This window comes from Opitutia bacterium, from assembly GCA_016217545.1.
Lineage (GTDB): Bacteria > Verrucomicrobiota > Verrucomicrobiia > Opitutales > Opitutaceae > Didemnitutus.
The window spans coordinates 150,549-168,099 of sequence record JACRHT010000017.1 but is presented as its reverse complement, the minus strand read 5'-3'; the positions used below and the strand labels follow the sequence as shown (position 1 = coordinate 168,099).

The window sequence follows — 17,551 nt, the reverse complement described above, 5'->3', positions numbered from 1 at the left end:
CCGCACGGGCGGGGGAGCGGTGGCCACCGTGACATGAGCGCGATCTGCGGACTTTTTCAGCGCGATGGCGCTCCTGTCGATGCCGGCGCGGTGCGCCGGATGGTGGACGTGCTGGCGCATTGGGGACCGGACGCGACCGGCGCGTGGCACGGCGGTCCGACCGGCGTCGGGCACGCGGCGCTGTGGGTGACGCCCGAGGCGGTGGGTGAGGCGTGTCCGTTCGTCGATCCCGAGACGGGCAGTGTGGTCACGGCGGACGTGCGGATCGACAACCGCGACGAATTGTTGCCGGAGCTCGCGCCCGCCGCGGGGCGCGTGGTGGGCGACGTCGAGTTGCTTGCTTTGGCCTACCGTAAGTGGGCGGAAGGTTGCCTTGACCGGATCGTCGGCGATTTCGCGTTCGCGATCTGGGATGTGCGGCGGCGGCGTTTTTTTTGCGCGCGCGATCCGATGGGCGTGAAGCGGATGTTCTATTTCCTCGACGCCCGGCGTTTCATCTTCGGCTCGGAGATCAAGGCGCTGTTCACGCGGCCGGAGGTGCCGCGGGATCTGAACCGGTTGCAGATGGCGGTGGCGCTGGCGGGGCTGCCTTCGTTCGACGATCAGACCGCCTTTCGCGCGGTGAAGGTGCTGGAACCGGCCTCAGCGCTCACGGTGGATGCGGAGGGGGAGCGTCGCTGGAAATACTGGCGGCTCGACCCGGAGCGCGAGATCACGCTGGCGCGGGATGAGGATTACGTGGATGCGTTCGAGGAGATTCTCCGCCGCTCGATCCGGTCGCGGGTGCGCAGCACGGGCCGCGTGGGGGCGTTGCTCAGCGGCGGTCTCGACGCGACGACCTGCCTCGCGCTGGCGCGGCAGAGCACGGCGCCGGGCCAGATCAGCGCCTTTTCGTGGGCGTTGGCGGAAGGCGACGATTGGGCGGTGCGCGACGAGCGGCCGTATATCGAGGCCTACTTGCGGCGCGATCCGGTGGATCACGCGTATCTCCTGTCCGAGCCGAAGTGGCTGCTGGATTTTCCGCTGGAAATGAAGCGGCATCGGGACGAGCCGGAATCGCGCATCGATCACTGCCAGTTCATTCCCACTTTCATCGAGGCGAGACGCCGAGGCGTGCGCGTGCTGCTGCACGGGGCCGGCGGCGACGAAGCGGTGAGTTACGCGGCGCGCGATTTCGCGCTGGCTTGTGTGCTCGCCGGCGATTGGTCGGCGCTACATTGGGAGGCCAAGGCGCTGGCGGCGGAGAACGGAATCAATCGCCTGCAGGCGCTGCCGCGATTGCTGGAGTCTTGGCGGGAGCGCGGCGAGTGGCGCACTCCGTTCTACTATCAATGGGCCTATCGTCGCTGGTGCGAGCGGGTCGCGGATTTGTCGGACCGCGCGATTCCGATCGCGAGTCACGTGGCGCGCGAGGTGGGTTTGGTCGACTACGTGCGCGACGTGATGCGGCCGCGGATCGCGGGGGCCTGGCGGCGGCCGCTGAGGGCGGAGCAGATTTACACGTTGAATCAATCGCACGTGATCAGCGACCAGGTGGGTGTCTGGGACTATGCCGCGAGCTTCGGCATCGAATGCCGGTGTCCCTATCAGGATCGGCGCGTGGTGGAGTTTGCGGTCGCGATGCCGGTGCGGCAGCACCGTTACCGAGGGGTCAGTCGACGGTTGTTGCGGCGGGTGGCGCAGCGCTGGGTGCCGCCGGAAATTGCCCGACGGCGCGATAAATCGCCGACGATGCCGGATATGGCCCGCAGTCTCTGCGCGCTGGCGCCGGACCTGACGCGGCGCATCGAGGCGTGGCGATCCAGCCCGGCAGTCCTAGACATGCTGGATGTCGACTTGCTGCGCGCAGATCTCGCTTGGGTGGTCAAGGCGACGGAGACGCGCCCCGCCGACTGGTCGCCGGTGTTGCCATTATGCCGGGGATTGTTGCTCGGCAGTTTTCTGGCTCAAGATAGCGCGTCACGTGAAGGGAATACCCCATCTTTAGCTTGACCCGGGGACGACGTTCAGCGTCTAACGTAACCATGAACACCGGTGACACGCGCGCTGCTTGGGATACTCCGCAACTCATTGCTCTCGATTTAGGCTCGGCTCAGGCGAAATATTGCCAGTTTGGCAGTGAGGGTGGTCCCGACAATGGTCCGCTCCCCTCGACCTCCATTAATCCGCAAAATCCGGCGCAATACTGCAGCGGAAGCCCGATTTCCCCGTCCTGATCAGGCTGATTCCGGCTGGGAGGGCCCGTCAGGACGCACACAGGTCATGGTAGGCTTGTGTGCTCGCGGGAGTAGCGGCGCGGGACGCAAAAGTGTTTACGGTGTGTATCGCTCCGGGATGAAACCCGCGTCGCTGGTCCTTGGAATAGCTGCCGAGGGTGCGCACCACCTCGGAATTATCAGGCGATAGGGCGTGTTCGGAGAATTCGCCGGCTATTTTCAGGTAGTGGGCGACGTGGTCGCGATAGTCGATTGCGGCGGCAAATTCCGAGCGGTGGGCGAGCCCGAGAGAGAGGTTCCGTTCGATATACCACGCTGCCCACGCCGCGAGGTTCTGCGGTCTTTCCTCGCCGGGCTTCAGACCCCAGATTTCGGCCAGCCGCGCCCGTGATTTCTCGCGGAGGAAGTGGGGTTCGCTGGCGGTGAGCGACGCGACCACTTCGGACGGTTCGCGAAAGAGGTAGAAAAAAGGCACGCCCGGAAACGCCGCGCGGAACGCCGGAAGATGAACGAGCGCGTGCGAGCTCAGCTTCAGCACCAGCCGTTGCTCATGCGTTCGCGGTCCCAAGCCGAAGGCGCGGATGAACGCCCGCAATTCTCGCGCGAAGCTGCCCGCCGACAGCTCGGCGTGATGTCGCCACGCGAATTTCGCCAGCACATCCGGTTCGGCGAATACCCGGTTCGCCGGATCGAGTGCGAGCAGGCGGGCCAGCAGCGTCGAGCCGCAGCGGCTGCAGTGAAAAATCAGGGCCGCCACCGGGAGCGTGGGTTCAGACTCAGTCCTTGCCACCAATCCGGACAGCGAAACAACGTCGAGCGACGACGCGGCGGCCGGTGCGAGGGCGCGGAGCGGCACGAACGAGCGGTGACCGGCGGTGACGTAGCCGCGCGGGAATGGGCAATGCTCCAAGCCGGCGCTGAGGTAGCTCGGATCGGCACGGTGGGAAGCGGAGGGTGCGCTGGCCATGGAGTCGCGGGCAGGTTGGCGCGGCCCGAGGCGCAGCGCGCTAAAAAAACGCGCGGTGCGGCACCGGCTGCCTCGACACTCGGGCGTCTGGTGGCGTAGCTTCGGCGATCTCTCCCTCCGGCGGCATGCCCTGGCTTGATACCATTCTCGCTTCGTTGTTGGTCCTGTGGACCCTCGGCGTGCTGTTCTTCAACCTGCCGCTGCGCGGTCTGAATCGGCCGCTGGACAAGATGAACGGGAGCCGCCTCTTCTCCCGCTGGTCGTTGTTTTCTCCCGCCAATGCGACGATCAGGCCCGGCATCTTCGAAGTCCATTTCCGCGACCGCGTCGGGAAGGCGACGGATCCTGATTGGCAGCTCGGCGCGTGCGGTTCCTGTTGGGCGTGGCGCGCGTTTTTCTGGCTGCCGGAGCGATTCGTTGCGGCGGCGGTGCAAAACCTCGGGCGCGAAATCCGCTCGTGTTTTGGGCAACGCCCGCCGCTCACCGCGCTGGGAATGGAGCGCGCGCGAGTGCTGGAGGCGTTGATCGAGCGCCGCCATCCGCGTGTCGGCACGGCGCCGCGCGAGTTTCGCGTGGTGCGGCGGTTCGCGAGCGACGGCACGATGGAGAAAGTGCTCGAATTTCCCGGGAGATCCCATGGCGCTGGACGCTGAAGCTGCCGCGTGTCTGGCGTGGAGCGCGCGCATTTGCTCCGTGGGGCTCGTGTGGCAGTCGCTGGAGCTGGCGTGGCTGGGGCGGGAATTGCGTGACGGGCACGTGTTGGGGCGCGAGTCGGCGCGCGCGCTGGCAGGCGCGTCGGTGGCGTCCGTCTCAGAAGGGGATTGGTCGTCCGATCGCCTCTTTCTGCTCGTGCGGGCGCTGGCGGGGGCGGCTTGTTGGTTTCTCCCGTTCGGGACCGCGGCCAGCGCGGGCGTGTTGGTCGGACTGTTCGTGGGGCAGCTGTATTTCAACCGGCGTTTCGCGATCGTCCTGACCAATGCGGATCACCTGAATTTGTTGTGCCTGGGCGCGCTCGCGGCCGCGGGCTGGCCGGGTGCGTCTTTCGGTCTGCGCGCCTTGGCGCTCGGGTTCATCGCGTTTCACGGGTTGTTCGGCTACGTCGCGGCGGGCGTCGACAAGCTGCTCGCGGGCAATTGGCGCACGGGCGTGCGGTTGGTCGCCGTGTTTCAGGACAGCTCGTATCGCGTGCCGGCGCTGGCGAAGTTGGCGAGTCGCCCGCCGATCGGGGCGCTGCTGGCGTGGGGCACGATTTTGCTCGAGGTGTTTTTCCCCTTATGCCTCGTGCTGCCGCCGAGCGGTCTCTGGACCTTCCTCGCGGCGGGGATTCTGTTTCACGCAATCATCGGTGTCGCGATGGGGCTGCCGATGTTTCTTTGGGCGTTCGGCGCGACCTATCCCGCGATGTATTTCGTGCACGAGTGGCTGGCCGCTTGGTGGCGCGCGGCGCCGAACTGAGCTTCCTCCGGTGCGCACGTTTCTCCTCATCGTCGAATACGGTTTCGTGGTCCTCGCGGCGGTGTGGACGCTCGGCAGTATTCTTTTCGCGGTGCCGCGGCGTTGGGGGCGCGGGTGGTTGAGCGCGTTCAATCACGGACTGTGGTTCGCCGACTGGACGGTCTTTGGCACCGGGCGCGAGGACAGCGGGATCGTGCGTTTCACGTTGGAATTTCGGGATCGGGCTCCGGGGCAAGAGGCGGCTTGGCGGATAGCGATGCAAGGCCGGCCGTGGAGATGGCATGCTTGCCTGTGGCAACCGGAGCGGCGCGTGGCGGATCGTCTGCACCGACTCGGGCGGGATTTGGGCTATGTTCGCGATGCCGCGGTCGAGGGCGCGGAACGGATTGCGGAACGTCACGGCAAGCTGATTGCCCGGCACCTCGAGGACACGTGCCCGCGGCCGCCGGGCACGCAGCGCGAAATCCGCCTGACGCGGAGGAGTTCGCGGCTGCGGTATCCGAGCGACACGGGAGCGGAGGCGCCGGTCGCGCTGATCGCAGAAGAGGTCGTCCTTGAGCGAACGGAGGCGGCGCGATGATCGACGCGTCTGATGCGGTTGCGCTGCTGGCGCTCACGCTTCGCCTGAGTGCGATCGGTGTGTGCATCCAATCCTGCGAAGTTCTGTCGCACGGGCACGAACTGCGTGCCGGACGATTGTTCGGCCGGATCGATCGTCGCACGAGTTGGTGGCGCAACTTGATTCGCGTGGCCGACGATTTTCCGGGCTGCGCGTGGATTCTGGCGATGCGGGCCGCCTTGGCGGCGACGGCGTTTTTTTTGCCTTACCCGTCCATGATGGCCTTCGTCGTGGCGGCCGCGCTGGTGGCCATCCAGCTCTACTACAATCGCCGTTTCGTCATCCTGGCCGGAAACTGCGAGACCGTCTTCCTCATTGCGCTCGTGGCCGCGGGCGCCGGGGCGCTGCCGCAGGTGGACACGTGGGTGCGCGGAGTCGCGCTCGCGTTCATGGCGGCGCAGGTGGTGCTGGCTTATTTCGTGGCGGGTTTGCACAAGCTGCGGTCGCGGGCGTGGAGCGACGGGCAGCGGCTGCGGCAAATCGCGGCCGACGGACCGTATCTGTGGCCGTCTTTCGCGCTGCCGCTGGCGCGCGGCAATCTGGCGCGCCTTTCGTCGTGGTGGATCATCGGCTGGGAGCTGGCGATGCCGGCGGCGCTCTTGCTGCCTTCGCCGTATTTCGAGGCGATGCTGGTCGGCGGCGTGGTTTTCCACGGCCTCGTGGCGGTCGTGATGGGCCTGCACGGCTTTTGGTGGTCGTTCATGGCGGCGTATCCCGGCTTGATCTACGTGCACGGGAAAATCCTCGGAGGCGGCGGCGCGTAGAATCTGGCCTCGCCGCCGCTCGCGGTGACCTATCGAATAACTGTCATGCGCTTGTCATCGTTCATTGGGGAAACGGGATCGAGTGAACTGCTCGCGGCCTATCGCGGGCGCTATGCGATCGCCCGTCCCGAGCGCGTGGCGGAGCGTTTCGCCGCGCTGTGGGCCGAGTGGGAGCTGGAGGCGATCTGCCGCTTCACGGTGCTGCCCGAGTCGGACACCTTCCGACTCGTGACGCACGGGAAACAGGTGCCGCCGCCGACCTATCGCGGAAGGCCGGCCGCCGCGCTGCATGCGGCGGTGCAACAATTCCGGCAGTCGGGCGCGACGGTGAATTTCCCGCGGGTCGAGGCCTATTCGAACACCGTTCTCGCGCTGGTGCGCGAGATCGAGCGCGCGTTCGATTGTCATGTGCGGGTGCACTTTTTCTCCACGCCGCCGCGCGCGCAGGGACTCGGGTTGCATGCCGATCACGGCGACGCGCTGATCCTCCAAGTGCAGGGCAGCAAAACGTGGGATGTCTACCATGGCTCCGATCGCTGGCCGGCCGCCGAGGTGCCGGCGAAGTTGAAGAGCGAACCGCCGGACACATTCACGTTGGAGACCGGCAGCTGGTTGTTCGTGCCGGCGGGCGTCTATCACGAGGTGCGCAATCGCGGCGACGAGCCGTCGACGCATTTCACGATCGGGTTTCATCCGCTGAGTTGGGCGGCCGGCATCGAGTCTGCGGTGCAGCGCGCGCGGCAGGCCTCACCGGCGTGGCGTGAACCGCTTTCGGTGCTCGGCGGCGCGCCGGCCGCGGCGGAGGTTGCCCGCCGCCTGGAAATGTTGCCGGCCTTCCTCGCCGAGGCGATGGCGGTGGAGCGCTACGGCGTGCCGCTGCCCGACGGCGAGGTGGTCGCACGTGAACGCTTGGAGAGCATCGATCGCGACACGCGATTGGCTTGGCGCGGCGATGCGGTGACGTGCGACGCGCGCCCCGATCGCTGCGATTTGTCGCTGGCCTACCGCAGCGTGCCGTTGCGGCTGCGCCCGGAGCTGGCCGACGTTCTGCGGCGGATGGGAGCGGCGAGTGGCTTTACGCCCGGCGAGTTGGCGCTGCCGGAGGCGGAGAGCGTCCTGCTGTGCCGATTTCTTGCCCACGTCGGCGTGGTGCAATTTGCCGCGAAACGCTGACACCGGATGCCGCTCGGAGCCTCCGGTTGTTCAGGTTGATACTTGACCGAGCGAACGCCTGATCTCTACTCGCTCGTTCATCATGTCGCCCCAAACCGTGCTCTCCCGGAATCCCGAAACCATCGCCACCGAGATCGACGGTGAAGTGGTGCTGATGAGTCTGACCACCGGCCGAACCTTCGGCCTCGACAAGCGCGGCAGCGCGATCTGGGCGCTGATCGAGCAGCCGCGGACCGTGGCCGCCGTGGTGGCGGAGTTGATCAAGGCTTACAACGTCACGGCCGAGCAATGCCAGGCGGACGTGATGACCTTCGTCGGCAAGCTCGTCGAAGCGCAACTCGCCTCGGTGAAGGATCCCGTTGCCTCGACCTGATTCCATGCTCGAGGACACCGCGGTGTTCCAGCGCGCGCGGGCGATCGAGCGCATGCAAGTCGATCGCGCGGCGGTGCTGGTGAATCGCGGCGAGCAGGCCTACTTCGGCGTCAACGCCGTGGGCGCACGCATCTGGGCCCTTCTGGAGGAGCCGCGCAGCGTGCCGGATCTCGTCCGCATTCTCACTCGCGAGTTCGCCATCGACGACGCGGCGTGTCGCGAGGCGACCGAGGCGTTCCTGCGCCAGCTGCTCGCGCGTCAACTCATCGAACGCAGCCCCTGAGCGCGGGGCGCCCCAATCACATGGACCTGGTTTCCCTCATTGGCCCGGCGGAGTGGAACGAATTTCGCACGGCGTTCGAGCGCCGCGCGACCGTCACGCACATCGCGACCGACGCGCCGCGTCGATTCCAAGGACTCTGGGCCGACTGGGATCTCGACGCCTCGTGCCGCTTCACCTCCGTCACGCGACACCCGCACTTCCGGGCGTTGAGCCGCGGCAAGCAGGTGCCGGTGGCGGCCTTCACGGATCGCATGGGCGCGTTCCGCGAGGAGGCCTTCCGGCAGATTCGCGCCGCCGGCGCTTCGGTCGCGTTCAGTCATTTTGAGAATTTCTCGAACATCGCGCTCGCGCTGACGCGGACGCTCGAGGCGGAGTTCCATCTCCCGGTGCAGATCAACGTCTACATCACGCCCGGCGGGAATCAGGGACTCGGCGTGCACGTGGATCCGCACGACGTGCTGATCCTGCAAATCCAAGGGCAGAAAGACTGGGATATCTACGACGCCGCCGGCGTGAAGAGCGAGATGACGCTGCAAACCGGCGGCTGGCTCTTCGTGCCGAAGGGCACGCGTCACGAGGTGCGCAATCGCGGCGTCGAAACGTCGGTGCACTTCACGATCGGTTTCCATCCGCTGACGTGGGGCGAGGTTTTTCAGCGCGCGTTGCAACAGGCGCGCGTCGACAACCCGACCCTCAATGAACGACTGATCGTCGGCGCAAACCTACAGGCAACTCCCGACCAGGTGCGCGAGCGGTTGGGCGCGCTGCTGCCGTTCGTTGATCTGGCCCAGTGCGCTGCGGACTACTACCGCGATTTTTCCCAGTTGAGCGTGGCGGTGCCCACCAGCGAAGCGATCACGAGGCAGGAATTGGAGCGGCTGACCGAAGCGAGTCGCCTGCGCTGGTCGAGCGGCACCGAGTTCGCGCGGCCCGTCAACGGCCTGCCCGAACTCATGCGCGGCTACCGTCGGCATCCGTTGCAACTGGCCCACGATTGGGCCGAGCCCGTCGCGTGGATGCAGCGGACCGGCGAGTTCACCCCCGCGCAGCTGCCGACCGCCAACGTGGCGGATGCGGTGCTGCTGTGCCGGTTCCTCGCAGGCTTGGGCGTGCTGGAATACGCCGCGCCGTAGTCGCGTGGGCGTTTAGCGCGCTTCGTCGGCGAACCTTGCGACCACGACGTGGGCGGCGGCCTCGCGTTCGCCGGTGACGATCTTGTCGCCGGTGCGGATCCACGCATGTGCCATCATGTCGTCGCGCTTCTCGGCGAGCAGCGCCACGCCGAAGTAGAGCGTGTTCGACAAACGCCGGCGGCGGAGCATGCGTTGCGCCGCGAGAGCCTGCGGCAGGCAGACGAAACCGAGCGGCACGTGCCGCGCCACAGCCTGCACCGCCCACGAAATTTTGACTGCCACGCGGCGATCAGCCGGGGAAATCGTGGGCGTCGTCTCGTGCTCGCTGCGGCCCAGTCGCGCCGCGTAGCGGCGAAACGGCACGAGGAGCACGACAATCTTCGCGGCACACAGAAAGGCGAACGCCTCGAACGCGAGCAGCCAGTCGTGGCGGTCGCGGCGGAGGAGTTTGGCCAGGGAATTCATCGTGGACGGAGCGAAGTGACCGTCATTGTGCGGTCCGACGTCGCGCCACGTCAGCAAGTTTTTCGCCGGATCAGCGGTCGCGCCTCAGCGTGAGCCTGCGGTGCGGCGACGCGCGAGATCGGCCGCGATCTGCGGTTCGAGGCGTTCGAAGCGGCCGTAGAACAGCACCGGCACGAGCGCGAGGGCGAAGGCGAGCGTGGGCAGCCAGACGACGCCGAACGTGATCGCGTGAAGGGCGGCGGAGGTTTGTGCGGCTTTCGGCACATAACCCGCCGCGTCGAGCAGCCACATCGGGAGCGCGCCGCCGAGGCCCGCACCCGCTTTCAGGCAGAATGCGGCACCGACCGCGGTGAGGAGTCCCGCGGCGCGGATGCCGGTTTTCCATTCGCCGTAGTCGACGCTGTCCGAGAGGACGGAAAACGGCATCGCCATCGCGGCGCCGCTGGCGACGAAACCGATCGTCCAGCCGGTCAGCACGAGCGAGATCGATGCGCCGCTGCGCAGACCGGCGTAGACGACGAGTTGGCCGACGATCATGCCGGCTAACCCGAGCGCCCACACCGTGGTCTTGGAAACGCGCCGGCAAAACCACGGCAACAGCAACGCGGTGCCGAGCGAGGCGAAGTCCAAGCCGTTGGCGAGTTTCAGCAGGTCCGGACGATGCAGCACGTATTCTAGAAAGTGCGGCGCGACCGTGACGCGCGAGATGAAGCCGATCCAGAAGAGGAAGCTGCTGGCGAAAATGATGAACCACGGCCAGTTCCCGCGCAGCGCGCCGAAGGTGCCGCGCAACGGCACCGGCGTCGATTCGACCGGCACCGTTTCCCGAAGATTGCGAAATGCCGTGAGAAACAGCGCCAGCGATACCGCGGCGAAAATCGGCACGGCCAGCATGTAGCCACGGCGATCGTCGCCACCGCCGAGCACGCGCACGAGTTCGAGCCCCGTGAGATTGACGATGAGCACGCCGAGCTTGGAGCCAACCATGCGGAACATCGTCAGCGTGACGCGCTCGTGCGGATCGGGCGTCAGCGCGGAGAGAATCGACGTCACGGGCGTGTTGATGCCGGTGTAGAGGACGTTGCTCACGATGTAGGTGATCGCGGCGTAGGCGACCTTGGCGCCGTAGCTCAGTTCGGGCGTGAGGAACGTCAGCACGCCGAACACCGCGAACGGTCCCGACAGCCACAGGAACCACGGGCGGCTTTTGCCCCAGCGGCTGTTCGTGCGATCGAAGATGATTCCCCAGATCGGCGCGTCGATCGCGTCGACCCAGCGCGCGACGAGCAGGATCGTGCCGACGGTCGCCGCCGGAATGCCGTAGGTGTCCGTATAGAAATACGGCAGATACCACATGATCCAACAGAACAGCAGCTGTCCGGCGACGTCGCTGGCGGCGTAGCTGAACCGCGTGGAGGCGGAGGTCGTGCTCAAGGGGTGGTGGGGTGGGGTAGGAAAGCAGCCGCGGTCTGCTACGGCGTCAGCGCTTCGAGGCCATGGCGCGCGAGCACGTCGCGCAGCTTCACCGGCCGGCCGCTCGCGCAGGATTCCTCCATGGCCTGCATCAGCGCGACGGTGACGATGCCTTCGTCGACGTCGGGCGTGGGCTTGCGGCCGTCGGCGAGGGAGCGCGCGAAATACTCGATGTAGTTCTGGTATTCGCCGGCGTGGTGCGAGTGGCCGCCGAAGCGGAAATAGTAGTCGTCCTTGTCCTCGAACGTTTCGACGACGGACTGCGTGTCGGTCTTCCACGCGTAGCGCAACTCGTAGTAGTCGGCCTGGCCGGCGCCGAGCGCGCCGCGCAGCACGCAGCTCATGTTGCTGTCGCGTGAGTTCGGCGTGACCGGGCTCGTGTAGGTGCCGCTGACGCGCGCGATCGGACCGGAGCGGGCCTTGTAGATGAAGTGGAACGTGTCCGCGTGGACGAGCCCGAGCTTCGCGCCGTTTTCGCTCAGGCGCGAGTAGCCCATGACTTCCTCGATATCCGGCAGATACCAGCGGATGAAATCCACCGGATGACTCAGGCCGCCGTAGAGCCACTTGAAGGCGTCGGTCTTGGCCCAGCCCTTGGCGAGAAACCAGCGGTGGTCCGCGTTGTAGTAGGCTTCGACGGAGTTGAGCGGGCCGAATTTTCCCGCCTCGAAGTGCTCGCGCTGGCGCGTGAACGGCGCGAAGAAGCGCGAACTCTGGCCGACCATCACGCGCTTGCCGGAAGCGGCGGCCGCGGCGCGCACTTCGGGGGCGCGACTCAGGTCGTGGAGGAACGGCTTCGTGCAGACCACGTGTTTGCCGGTGCGCAGCGCGGCGATGACGTGGTCGGCGTGCAGGTGATCCGGCGTGTAGATGCCGACCACGTCGACGGCGGGATTCCCCAACAGCGCCGCGTAGTCGTGCGTGTATTTATCGAGCGGCAGCTGAAACTCGGCGCAACGCTCGCGGCCGAGCGCGTCGTTCAGATCGCACAGCGCGACGACGTCCCACAGTTCGCTGTGCAGGCCCGCCGAAATGATGCTGCGACCTTCACCGAGGCCGAGAACACCGAGTCCGAGTTTTTTCATGGAAGAAGAATCAGGCGGCGGCGACGCCGGCCATGAGCTGCATCAGCCGCGCCTCGCTGAACTCCGCGCGCGGCACTTCGCCGACGAGCTGGCCGCCGCGCATCACGAGGATACGTCCGCAGAGGCCGATCAGTTCCGGCAGTTCCGAGGAGATCATCAGGATCGCTTTGCCCTCGCTCGCGAGCGCGTCGAGCAGCTGGTAAATCTCGGCCTTGGCGCCCACGTCGATGCCGCGCGTCGGCTCGTCGACGATCAACACGGAGCAATCGCGCGTGAGCCACTTCGCGAGCGCGACCTTCTGCTGGTTGCCGCCGCTGAGCGTGCCGACGCCGGTCTCGATCGACGGCGCCTTCAGATTGAGCCGTTTCGCGAAACGCTGGGCGACGCTGCGTTCCTCGCTGGCGCGCATCCAGCCGGCGCGGCTGAGGGCGGGCAGGGAAGCGAGCGAGTTGTTCTCGCGGCAATTCAGGCCGAGCACGAGGCCCTGGCGCTTGCGGTCTTCGGGCAGCAGTCCGAGCCCGGCGCGGAGCGAGGCATCGATCGAACCGACTTCGATTTCGTTTTCGCCTATGCGCAGGCGGCCGGTGGCGTCGGGATCGAGGCCGAGCAGCGCCTGGGCAACTTCGCTGCGACCGGCGCCGACGAGCCCGGCGAGGCCGACGATTTCGCCGGCGTGGAGCTCGAAACTGACGTCGCGAAAGCGCGACGGATGCGCGAGCCGCTCGACGGCGAGGCGGCGCGGACCGCGGGCTTTGTGAAGGTGTTTCGGCTCCTGCACGAGCAATTCGCGGCCGATCATCTGCGTGACGACTTGCTGCGGCGTCGTGTCGGCGATGCGTCCGGTGGCGACGTGACGGCCGTCGCGGAGGACGGAGATGTTGTCGCACAGCGCGAACAGCTCCTCCATGCGGTGCGAGACGTAGATCAGCGTGAGGCCGCGCGCCTTCAGCTTTCGCACGAGGGCAAAGAGCTCCTTCGTTTCGCCGGCGGAGAGCGAGCTGGTCGGCTCGTCCATGACGATGATCTGCGCGCCGGTGCCGACGGCGGCGGCGATCTGCACGAGTTGCTCCTGCCCGGTGGAGAGTGTGCCGATCAGGCGGTCGGGATCGAGGTCGGCGTGAATCGACTCGAGCATCGTGCGCGCGCGGGCGCGGAGGGCGGCGCGGTCGACCCAGCCGAGGCGGTTGCGCGGCAGGTCGCCGAGGCAGAGATTTTCGGCGATGGAAAGGTTCGGGCAGAACGCGAGTTCCTGGTGGACCATCGCGATGCCGAGCGCGCGCGCGGCGAGCGGCGAGTCGGGAGCGATGACGCGGCCCTCGAGGTGAATTTCGCCTTCGTCGGCGGTGTAGACGCCGGCGAGGATCTTCCCGAGCGTGCTTTTGCCGGCGCCGTTCTCGCCGATGAGCGCGTGGCACGTGCCGCGTTCGATCGCGAGACTGACGCCGTCAAGCGCGCGGACGCCGGGGAAGCGTTTCGTGATGCCTTGGAACTCGAGGTAGGCCACGGGGGTGAAGCGGCGGAAGGGTAACGCGAGAAGGCGCGGCGCGCTACCTGTCAGCCGTGGATCGTTGCCCGGAAAATCACTTCCGGAGCCACTTCGCCCAGTTCTTCGCGTAGTCGTCGAGGTTGTCCTTCGACACCGGGACCAGCGCGCTCACTTCCTTCACCGCGGGCGGGTCCTTCTTGAGGACGATCTTGTCGATTAGCAGCGCGACGGAGCGGTAGCCCCACTGGTAGCATTGCTGGCCGAGGAGCACCGGGACGTGGCCGGAGCGGATGTAATTGAGCTGCGCGGGGAGCGCGTCGACCGAGACGCATTGCACGGTGCCGGGCTGCCACTTGAGGGCGTTCTCGGTGAACAGCGCCCAGCCGCCGATCATCGCCCAGCCGGTGATGTCGGGGTTGGCTTGCATGACCTGCTCGACCTTGGCGGCGGCGTCCTGCGGGGTTTCCTTGTGGTAATAGACGTCGCGGATCGTGATGCCCGGATACTTCTTTGCGGCTTCGCGGACGCCGGCGACGCGGCGCTGGAGGTTCGGGGCGTTCTGGTTGCCGGCGAGGACGGCGACGATGCCCTTGCCGCCGAGAACGCGCGCGAGTTCCTCCATCGTCTGTTTGCCGCAATCGAGGTCGTCGACGCCGTAGGTGGCGAAGCGCTTCGAGTTCGGCGCGTCGGAGTCGAAGGTGACGATCGGCACGCCGTTGCTCACGGCGGAGTTGATGGCGTCGGTGAGCTTGTTGGCGTCGGAGCAGGAAACCGCGATGCCTTCGGCGCCAGCGAGGACGAGCTGCTCGATGGCTTCGGCCTGCTTCTGGGCGTCCTCTTCGTTGGGCGTGCGCCAGTCGATTTTGATGGTCAGGCCGAGCTTTTTGCCGAGATCAACGGCGGCGTCCTCCGCGCCGACGCGGGCGGCTTGGAAGACAGGGTTGCCCTGCGATTTGGCGACGAGGCCGAGGGTGATGGTGCGCGGGGCAGCGCTCGCGGCGACGGCGAGCAATGAGGCGAACAGGAACGTGGAGGGTAGCTTCATGGGAAAATCAGGCAGCCGCCCGCGCCTGCCGGCGGCGCGCGAGCCAGTTGTTGACGTTGTCGAGCACCACGGCGGCGACCACGACCACGCCGATGATGATCTGGCTGTAGTTCTGGTCGATGCCGAGGATGACGATGCCGGAGGAAATCATCTGGATGACGAGCGCGCCGAGCACGGCGCCGAGCGCGGTGCCCTTGCCGCCGGTGAGGCTGGCGCCGCCGACGACGGCGGCGGCAATGACGTTCAATTCGTAGCCTTGGCCGTCGCCCGAGGTGGCGGCGCCGTAGTAGCCGATGGAGAGCAGCGCGGCGATGCCGGCGCACAGGCCCGAGAGCAGGTAGACGCCGATCTTCACGCGCTCGACGCGGATGCCGGAGAACCGTGCCGCGAGCTCGTTGCCGCCGACGGCGTAGACGCGACGGCCGGCGGCGAGGCGGCCGAGGAAAATCCAGCCGGCGACGAGCACCAGCACCATCACCGCGAGCGGCACGATGCTCAGGCCGTTGCCGATTTCGAAGCGCACGAGGTCGCGGAAAGCCGGTGGAAATCCGCCGACGGATTGCCCGCGCGTCACGACGAACGCGATGCCGCGCAGGATCGCCATCGCGCCCAGCGTGATGATGAACGGATGCACGCGCAGCGCGACGATCAGTCCGCCGTTGGCGAGTCCGCACAACGCGGCGGTGCCGACGCACGCGAGCGAGCCGAGCAGCACGCTGGCGAAAGGCGACGAGCCGGCGTGCGCGCCATCCGGGCCGAATTGCTGGAACGCCAGAGCGCCGAGCACCGAGGCGAGCGCGTAGATCGAGCCGACGGACAGGTCGATGCCGCCGGCGATGATCACGACCGACATGCCCACCGCCATGATGGCGATGAAGCTGGTGTCCTTGGCGAGTTGCGCGAGGTTCTGGGCGTTGAGGAATTTGTTGCGCTCGATGAAGGCGGGGACGCGCTCGCCGGCGTCGTTGGTGGTGAAGACGCGTTGCCGCGTGCCGTCAGGGCCAATCTCGAAGAGCGGCGTGCGGACGGTGCCGCTGAAGAACCACAATGCGGCGCCGAGCACGAACACGACGAGCAGCAGGCCGCTTTCGGGGATGAACAGAGCTTGGCGCAGGCGGGCAAGCATGGGGTAGGCGACCAACGGAACCAGTCCCGCGACGCCTGACAACCGAAACCTACACCTTTACGGGAAAGTCCGATGGGAAACGCACGCGCCTGCGCAACAAGATGAGCGTTCGCAGGCTTGCAACTCATCGCGTTGCGCGACTCGACGCCCCCTGATTCGCCGTGGCGAAGTGCGACCGGTCAGCGTCGAAATCGGGTGCCGGGTCGAGCGGGTGTTCCGTAACCACGGCGACGCGGCAAAAAATAGTCGCAACGCGCGCTGGCTATTTCGTCGGGCGATGCCTTTCTGGGCGCGCCCTCCTTGCGGTGCGTCGCGGGGATGGCAATCCACGCTCCCACGAATTTCCATGCATCCCGAGTCCGAATCCACCGCGGCCGAATCCGGCCATGTCCACGATCACGAAGAGCTTTCGCTGCCCTTGTTCGCGTTCACCGTTTTGGCGACGCTGGGCGCGTTCGGTGCGATTCTGTGGCTCGCCGCTCCCGCGGTGTGGGACCTCCAGTGGCTCGCGCCCGCGTGGAAGTTCGGCGCGGCGTTCGCGCTCATCAGTCTCGTGAACTGCTTCATGGAGTTTTTCTTCCATCGCTACGTGCTGCACCTGCCGGCGATCCCGTTTCTGAGCCGCCTCTATCGTCAGCACACGCTGCATCATGCGTTGACGCGAATCACACGCCGGCCCGCGCGCGACGGGCGCGGAATTCTCTTCATCGAAAACAAATTTCCGATCACAGAGCCCGAGCAGACCGAGGCGTCGTTTTTCCCCTGGTATTCGCTGACCGTGTTCGCGGCGCTGCTCTCGCCGCTCTTCGCGCTGCTGCAATGGCTCGCGCCGTCGTTTCCGTGGTTTGCGGGCGGCTACGCGGCGATCGCTTCCTCGCTCGTGCTCTACGAGGTGTTGCACGCGATCAACCACTGGCCGTTCGAGACGTGGGCGCCGCTCATCACGCATCGGCGCTGGGGCTGGTTCTGGCAGCCGGTGTATGCGTTTCACTTGCGGCACCACGCGGTGACGGATTGCAACGAGTCCGTCTCGGGATTTTTCGGCCTGCCGGTGGCGGATTGGGTGTTCGGGACGTGCGTGATTCCGCAGACCGTCTACGCGGAGGGCGAGGAGGCGACGCCGGAAAAATTCGCCAGCCCGCAGCCGTGCCGACCCATCCGGGCGCTCGACGCGTGGGCCCAAACGTCCATCCAGCGCCGGCGCGCCGATGCCTCGGACGGTGCGACGGCGGAGAGCGCCGACTCGCGCGTCTATACGCGCGGCGAGGAAATTGCGCACTGGGTGACCCACGGAATCGGGCTCGCGGTGAGCGTCGCAGCGCTGACGCTGCTCATCGTTTTCTCGAGCCTGCGCGGCAGCGCTTGGGAAGTGGTCAGCTTCACGATCTTCGGCCTGACGCTGCTCGGGCTGAGCACCGTGGCGGTGTTGCGGCAGGCGTTCCGGAACGGACGGGCCAAGGAGCTGTTCCGCCGCCTAGACCAGCCCGCGATCTTCGTGTTCATCGCTGGCACCTACACGCCGTTCCTTTTCTCGAATTTGCGCGGCGGAACCGGCTGGTTGTTCGTCGGTGCGATTTGGGGACTCTGCGGCGCGGCGGCGGTTTACAGCTTGGTGTTCGGTGCGCGGCATCGGCTCGTCACGATCGTGGCCGGGCTGTTTGTGAGCTGGACGATCCTGGTCGCGATGGGCGGCGTGATCGCGACGCTGCCGCCGGCGGCACTGTGGCTGCTCGTTGCGGGCGCCGCGTGCTACGGAGTCGGCGCGGTCTTCTATTTCTGGCAACGGCTGCGCTTCCACCGCGCCACCTGGCACGCGCTCGTGCTCGGCGGCAGCACGTGCCACTTGCTCACCGCGATTCTGTTCCTGCTGCCGGTGACGCGCTAGGCG

17 protein-coding genes are annotated in these 17,551 nt (G+C 66.7%); 10 read left to right on the top strand and 7 right to left on the bottom strand.

What is annotated here, in order from left to right; translation table 11 throughout:
* The first annotated feature begins 33 nt into the window (after nucleotides 1-33).
* Entirely contained in the window at nucleotides 34-1,992 is a 1,959-nt protein-coding gene (locus HZA32_16655) for a hypothetical protein (protein ID MBI5425709.1), read from the top strand.
* A 252-nt stretch (nucleotides 1,993-2,244) separates the two neighbouring features.
* On the opposite strand, the gene HZA32_16650 is transcribed toward HZA32_16655, so the two are convergent.
* Entirely contained in the window at nucleotides 2,245-3,072 is an 828-nt protein-coding gene (locus tag HZA32_16650; GenBank protein MBI5425708.1) for a hypothetical protein, read from the bottom strand.
* A gap of 236 nt (nucleotides 3,073-3,308) precedes the next feature.
* On the opposite strand from HZA32_16650, the gene HZA32_16645 reads away from it, so the two are divergent.
* From HZA32_16645 to HZA32_16610, 8 genes are all read left to right on the top strand, one after another.
* Nucleotides 3,309-3,836: a hypothetical protein gene (locus tag HZA32_16645; GenBank protein MBI5425707.1), complete on the top strand. Its 528-nt coding sequence runs from the start codon at nucleotides 3,309-3,311 to the stop codon at nucleotides 3,834-3,836.
* Entirely contained in the window at nucleotides 3,820-4,638 is an 819-nt protein-coding gene (locus HZA32_16640; GenBank protein MBI5425706.1) for a hypothetical protein, read from the top strand. The genes HZA32_16645 and HZA32_16640 overlap by 17 nt, the downstream gene beginning before the upstream one ends.
* A 10-nt stretch (nucleotides 4,639-4,648) precedes the next feature.
* Complete coding sequence (locus HZA32_16635) at nucleotides 4,649-5,218, top strand: hypothetical protein (GenBank protein MBI5425705.1); 570 nt, start codon at nucleotides 4,649-4,651, stop codon at nucleotides 5,216-5,218.
* Nucleotides 5,215-6,021: a hypothetical protein gene (locus HZA32_16630; protein MBI5425704.1), complete on the top strand. Its 807-nt coding sequence runs from the start codon at nucleotides 5,215-5,217 to the stop codon at nucleotides 6,019-6,021. The genes HZA32_16635 and HZA32_16630 overlap by 4 nt, the downstream gene beginning before the upstream one ends.
* Nucleotides 6,022-6,072: 51 nt before the next feature.
* Nucleotides 6,073-7,194 carry a hypothetical protein gene (locus HZA32_16625; GenBank protein ID MBI5425703.1) on the top strand — a complete coding sequence of 374 codons (1,122 nt, stop codon included), beginning with the start codon at nucleotides 6,073-6,075 and terminating at the stop codon, nucleotides 7,192-7,194.
* Nucleotides 7,195-7,276: 82 nt separating this feature from the next.
* Nucleotides 7,277-7,567 carry a PqqD family protein gene (locus HZA32_16620; protein ID MBI5425702.1) on the top strand — a complete coding sequence of 97 codons (291 nt, stop codon included), beginning with the start codon at nucleotides 7,277-7,279 and terminating at the stop codon, nucleotides 7,565-7,567.
* Nucleotides 7,568-7,571: 4 nt separating this feature from the next.
* Nucleotides 7,572-7,850, top strand: coding sequence for a PqqD family protein (locus HZA32_16615; protein MBI5425701.1), 279 nt, complete (start codon nucleotides 7,572-7,574; stop codon nucleotides 7,848-7,850).
* A gap of 20 nt (nucleotides 7,851-7,870) precedes the next feature.
* Nucleotides 7,871-8,983: a hypothetical protein gene (locus HZA32_16610; protein ID MBI5425700.1), complete on the top strand. Its 1,113-nt coding sequence runs from the start codon at nucleotides 7,871-7,873 to the stop codon at nucleotides 8,981-8,983.
* A gap of 12 nt (nucleotides 8,984-8,995) precedes the next feature.
* Here the strand turns inward: HZA32_16610 and HZA32_16605 are convergent, their stop codons facing one another.
* From HZA32_16605 to HZA32_16580, 6 genes are all read right to left on the bottom strand, one after another.
* Complete coding sequence (locus HZA32_16605) at nucleotides 8,996-9,448, bottom strand: lasso peptide biosynthesis B2 protein (GenBank protein MBI5425699.1); 453 nt, start codon at nucleotides 9,446-9,448, stop codon at nucleotides 8,996-8,998.
* Between the two features lie 84 nt (nucleotides 9,449-9,532).
* Entirely contained in the window at nucleotides 9,533-10,882 is a 1,350-nt protein-coding gene (locus tag HZA32_16600) for an MFS transporter (protein MBI5425698.1), read from the bottom strand.
* Between the two features lie 38 nt (nucleotides 10,883-10,920).
* On the bottom strand, nucleotides 10,921-12,006 hold the full coding sequence (locus HZA32_16595) for a Gfo/Idh/MocA family oxidoreductase (GenBank protein ID MBI5425697.1): 1,086 nt from the start codon (nucleotides 12,004-12,006) through the stop codon (nucleotides 10,921-10,923).
* A gap of 10 nt (nucleotides 12,007-12,016) precedes the next feature.
* Nucleotides 12,017-13,564, bottom strand: coding sequence for a sugar ABC transporter ATP-binding protein (locus HZA32_16590; GenBank protein MBI5425696.1), 1,548 nt, complete (start codon nucleotides 13,562-13,564; stop codon nucleotides 12,017-12,019).
* A gap of 22 nt (nucleotides 13,565-13,586) precedes the next feature.
* Nucleotides 13,587-14,537, bottom strand: coding sequence for a substrate-binding domain-containing protein (locus tag HZA32_16585; GenBank protein ID MBI5425695.1), 951 nt, complete (start codon nucleotides 14,535-14,537; stop codon nucleotides 13,587-13,589).
* 7 nt (nucleotides 14,538-14,544) lie between these two features.
* Nucleotides 14,545-15,663, bottom strand: a complete 1,119-nt coding sequence (locus HZA32_16580; GenBank protein MBI5425694.1) for an ABC transporter permease — start codon at nucleotides 15,661-15,663, stop codon at nucleotides 14,545-14,547.
* Nucleotides 15,664-16,009: 346 nt separating this feature from the next.
* Between HZA32_16580 and HZA32_16575 the strand changes: the two genes are divergently transcribed.
* Complete coding sequence (locus tag HZA32_16575; protein ID MBI5425693.1) at nucleotides 16,010-17,548, top strand: hemolysin III family protein; 1,539 nt, start codon at nucleotides 16,010-16,012, stop codon at nucleotides 17,546-17,548.
* Nucleotides 17,549-17,551: the final 3 nt, after the last annotated feature.

Bases quoted from the DNA above. Each gene is read 5' to 3' on its own strand.
- HZA32_16655 (MBI5425709.1), top strand. From the start codon at position 34: ATGAGCGCGATCTGCGGACTTTTTCAGCGCGATGGCGCTCCTGTCGAT.
- HZA32_16645 (MBI5425707.1), top strand. From the start codon at position 3,309: ATGCCCTGGCTTGATACCATTCTCGCTTCGTTGTTGGTCCTGTGGACC.
- HZA32_16640 (MBI5425706.1), top strand. From the start codon at position 3,820: ATGGCGCTGGACGCTGAAGCTGCCGCGTGTCTGGCGTGGAGCGCGCGC.
- HZA32_16630 (MBI5425704.1), top strand. From the start codon at position 5,215: ATGATCGACGCGTCTGATGCGGTTGCGCTGCTGGCGCTCACGCTTCGC.
- HZA32_16620 (MBI5425702.1), top strand. From the start codon at position 7,277: ATGTCGCCCCAAACCGTGCTCTCCCGGAATCCCGAAACCATCGCCACC.
- HZA32_16615 (MBI5425701.1), top strand. From the start codon at position 7,572: ATGCTCGAGGACACCGCGGTGTTCCAGCGCGCGCGGGCGATCGAGCGC.
- HZA32_16610 (MBI5425700.1), top strand. From the start codon at position 7,871: ATGGACCTGGTTTCCCTCATTGGCCCGGCGGAGTGGAACGAATTTCGC.
- HZA32_16605 (MBI5425699.1), bottom strand. From the start codon at position 9,448: ATGAATTCCCTGGCCAAACTCCTCCGCCGCGACCGCCACGACTGGCTG.
- HZA32_16595 (MBI5425697.1), bottom strand. From the start codon at position 12,006: ATGAAAAAACTCGGACTCGGTGTTCTCGGCCTCGGTGAAGGTCGCAGC.
- HZA32_16585 (MBI5425695.1), bottom strand. From the start codon at position 14,537: ATGAAGCTACCCTCCACGTTCCTGTTCGCCTCATTGCTCGCCGTCGCC.
- HZA32_16580 (MBI5425694.1), bottom strand. From the start codon at position 15,663: ATGCTTGCCCGCCTGCGCCAAGCTCTGTTCATCCCCGAAAGCGGCCTG.
- HZA32_16575 (MBI5425693.1), top strand. From the start codon at position 16,010: ATGCATCCCGAGTCCGAATCCACCGCGGCCGAATCCGGCCATGTCCAC.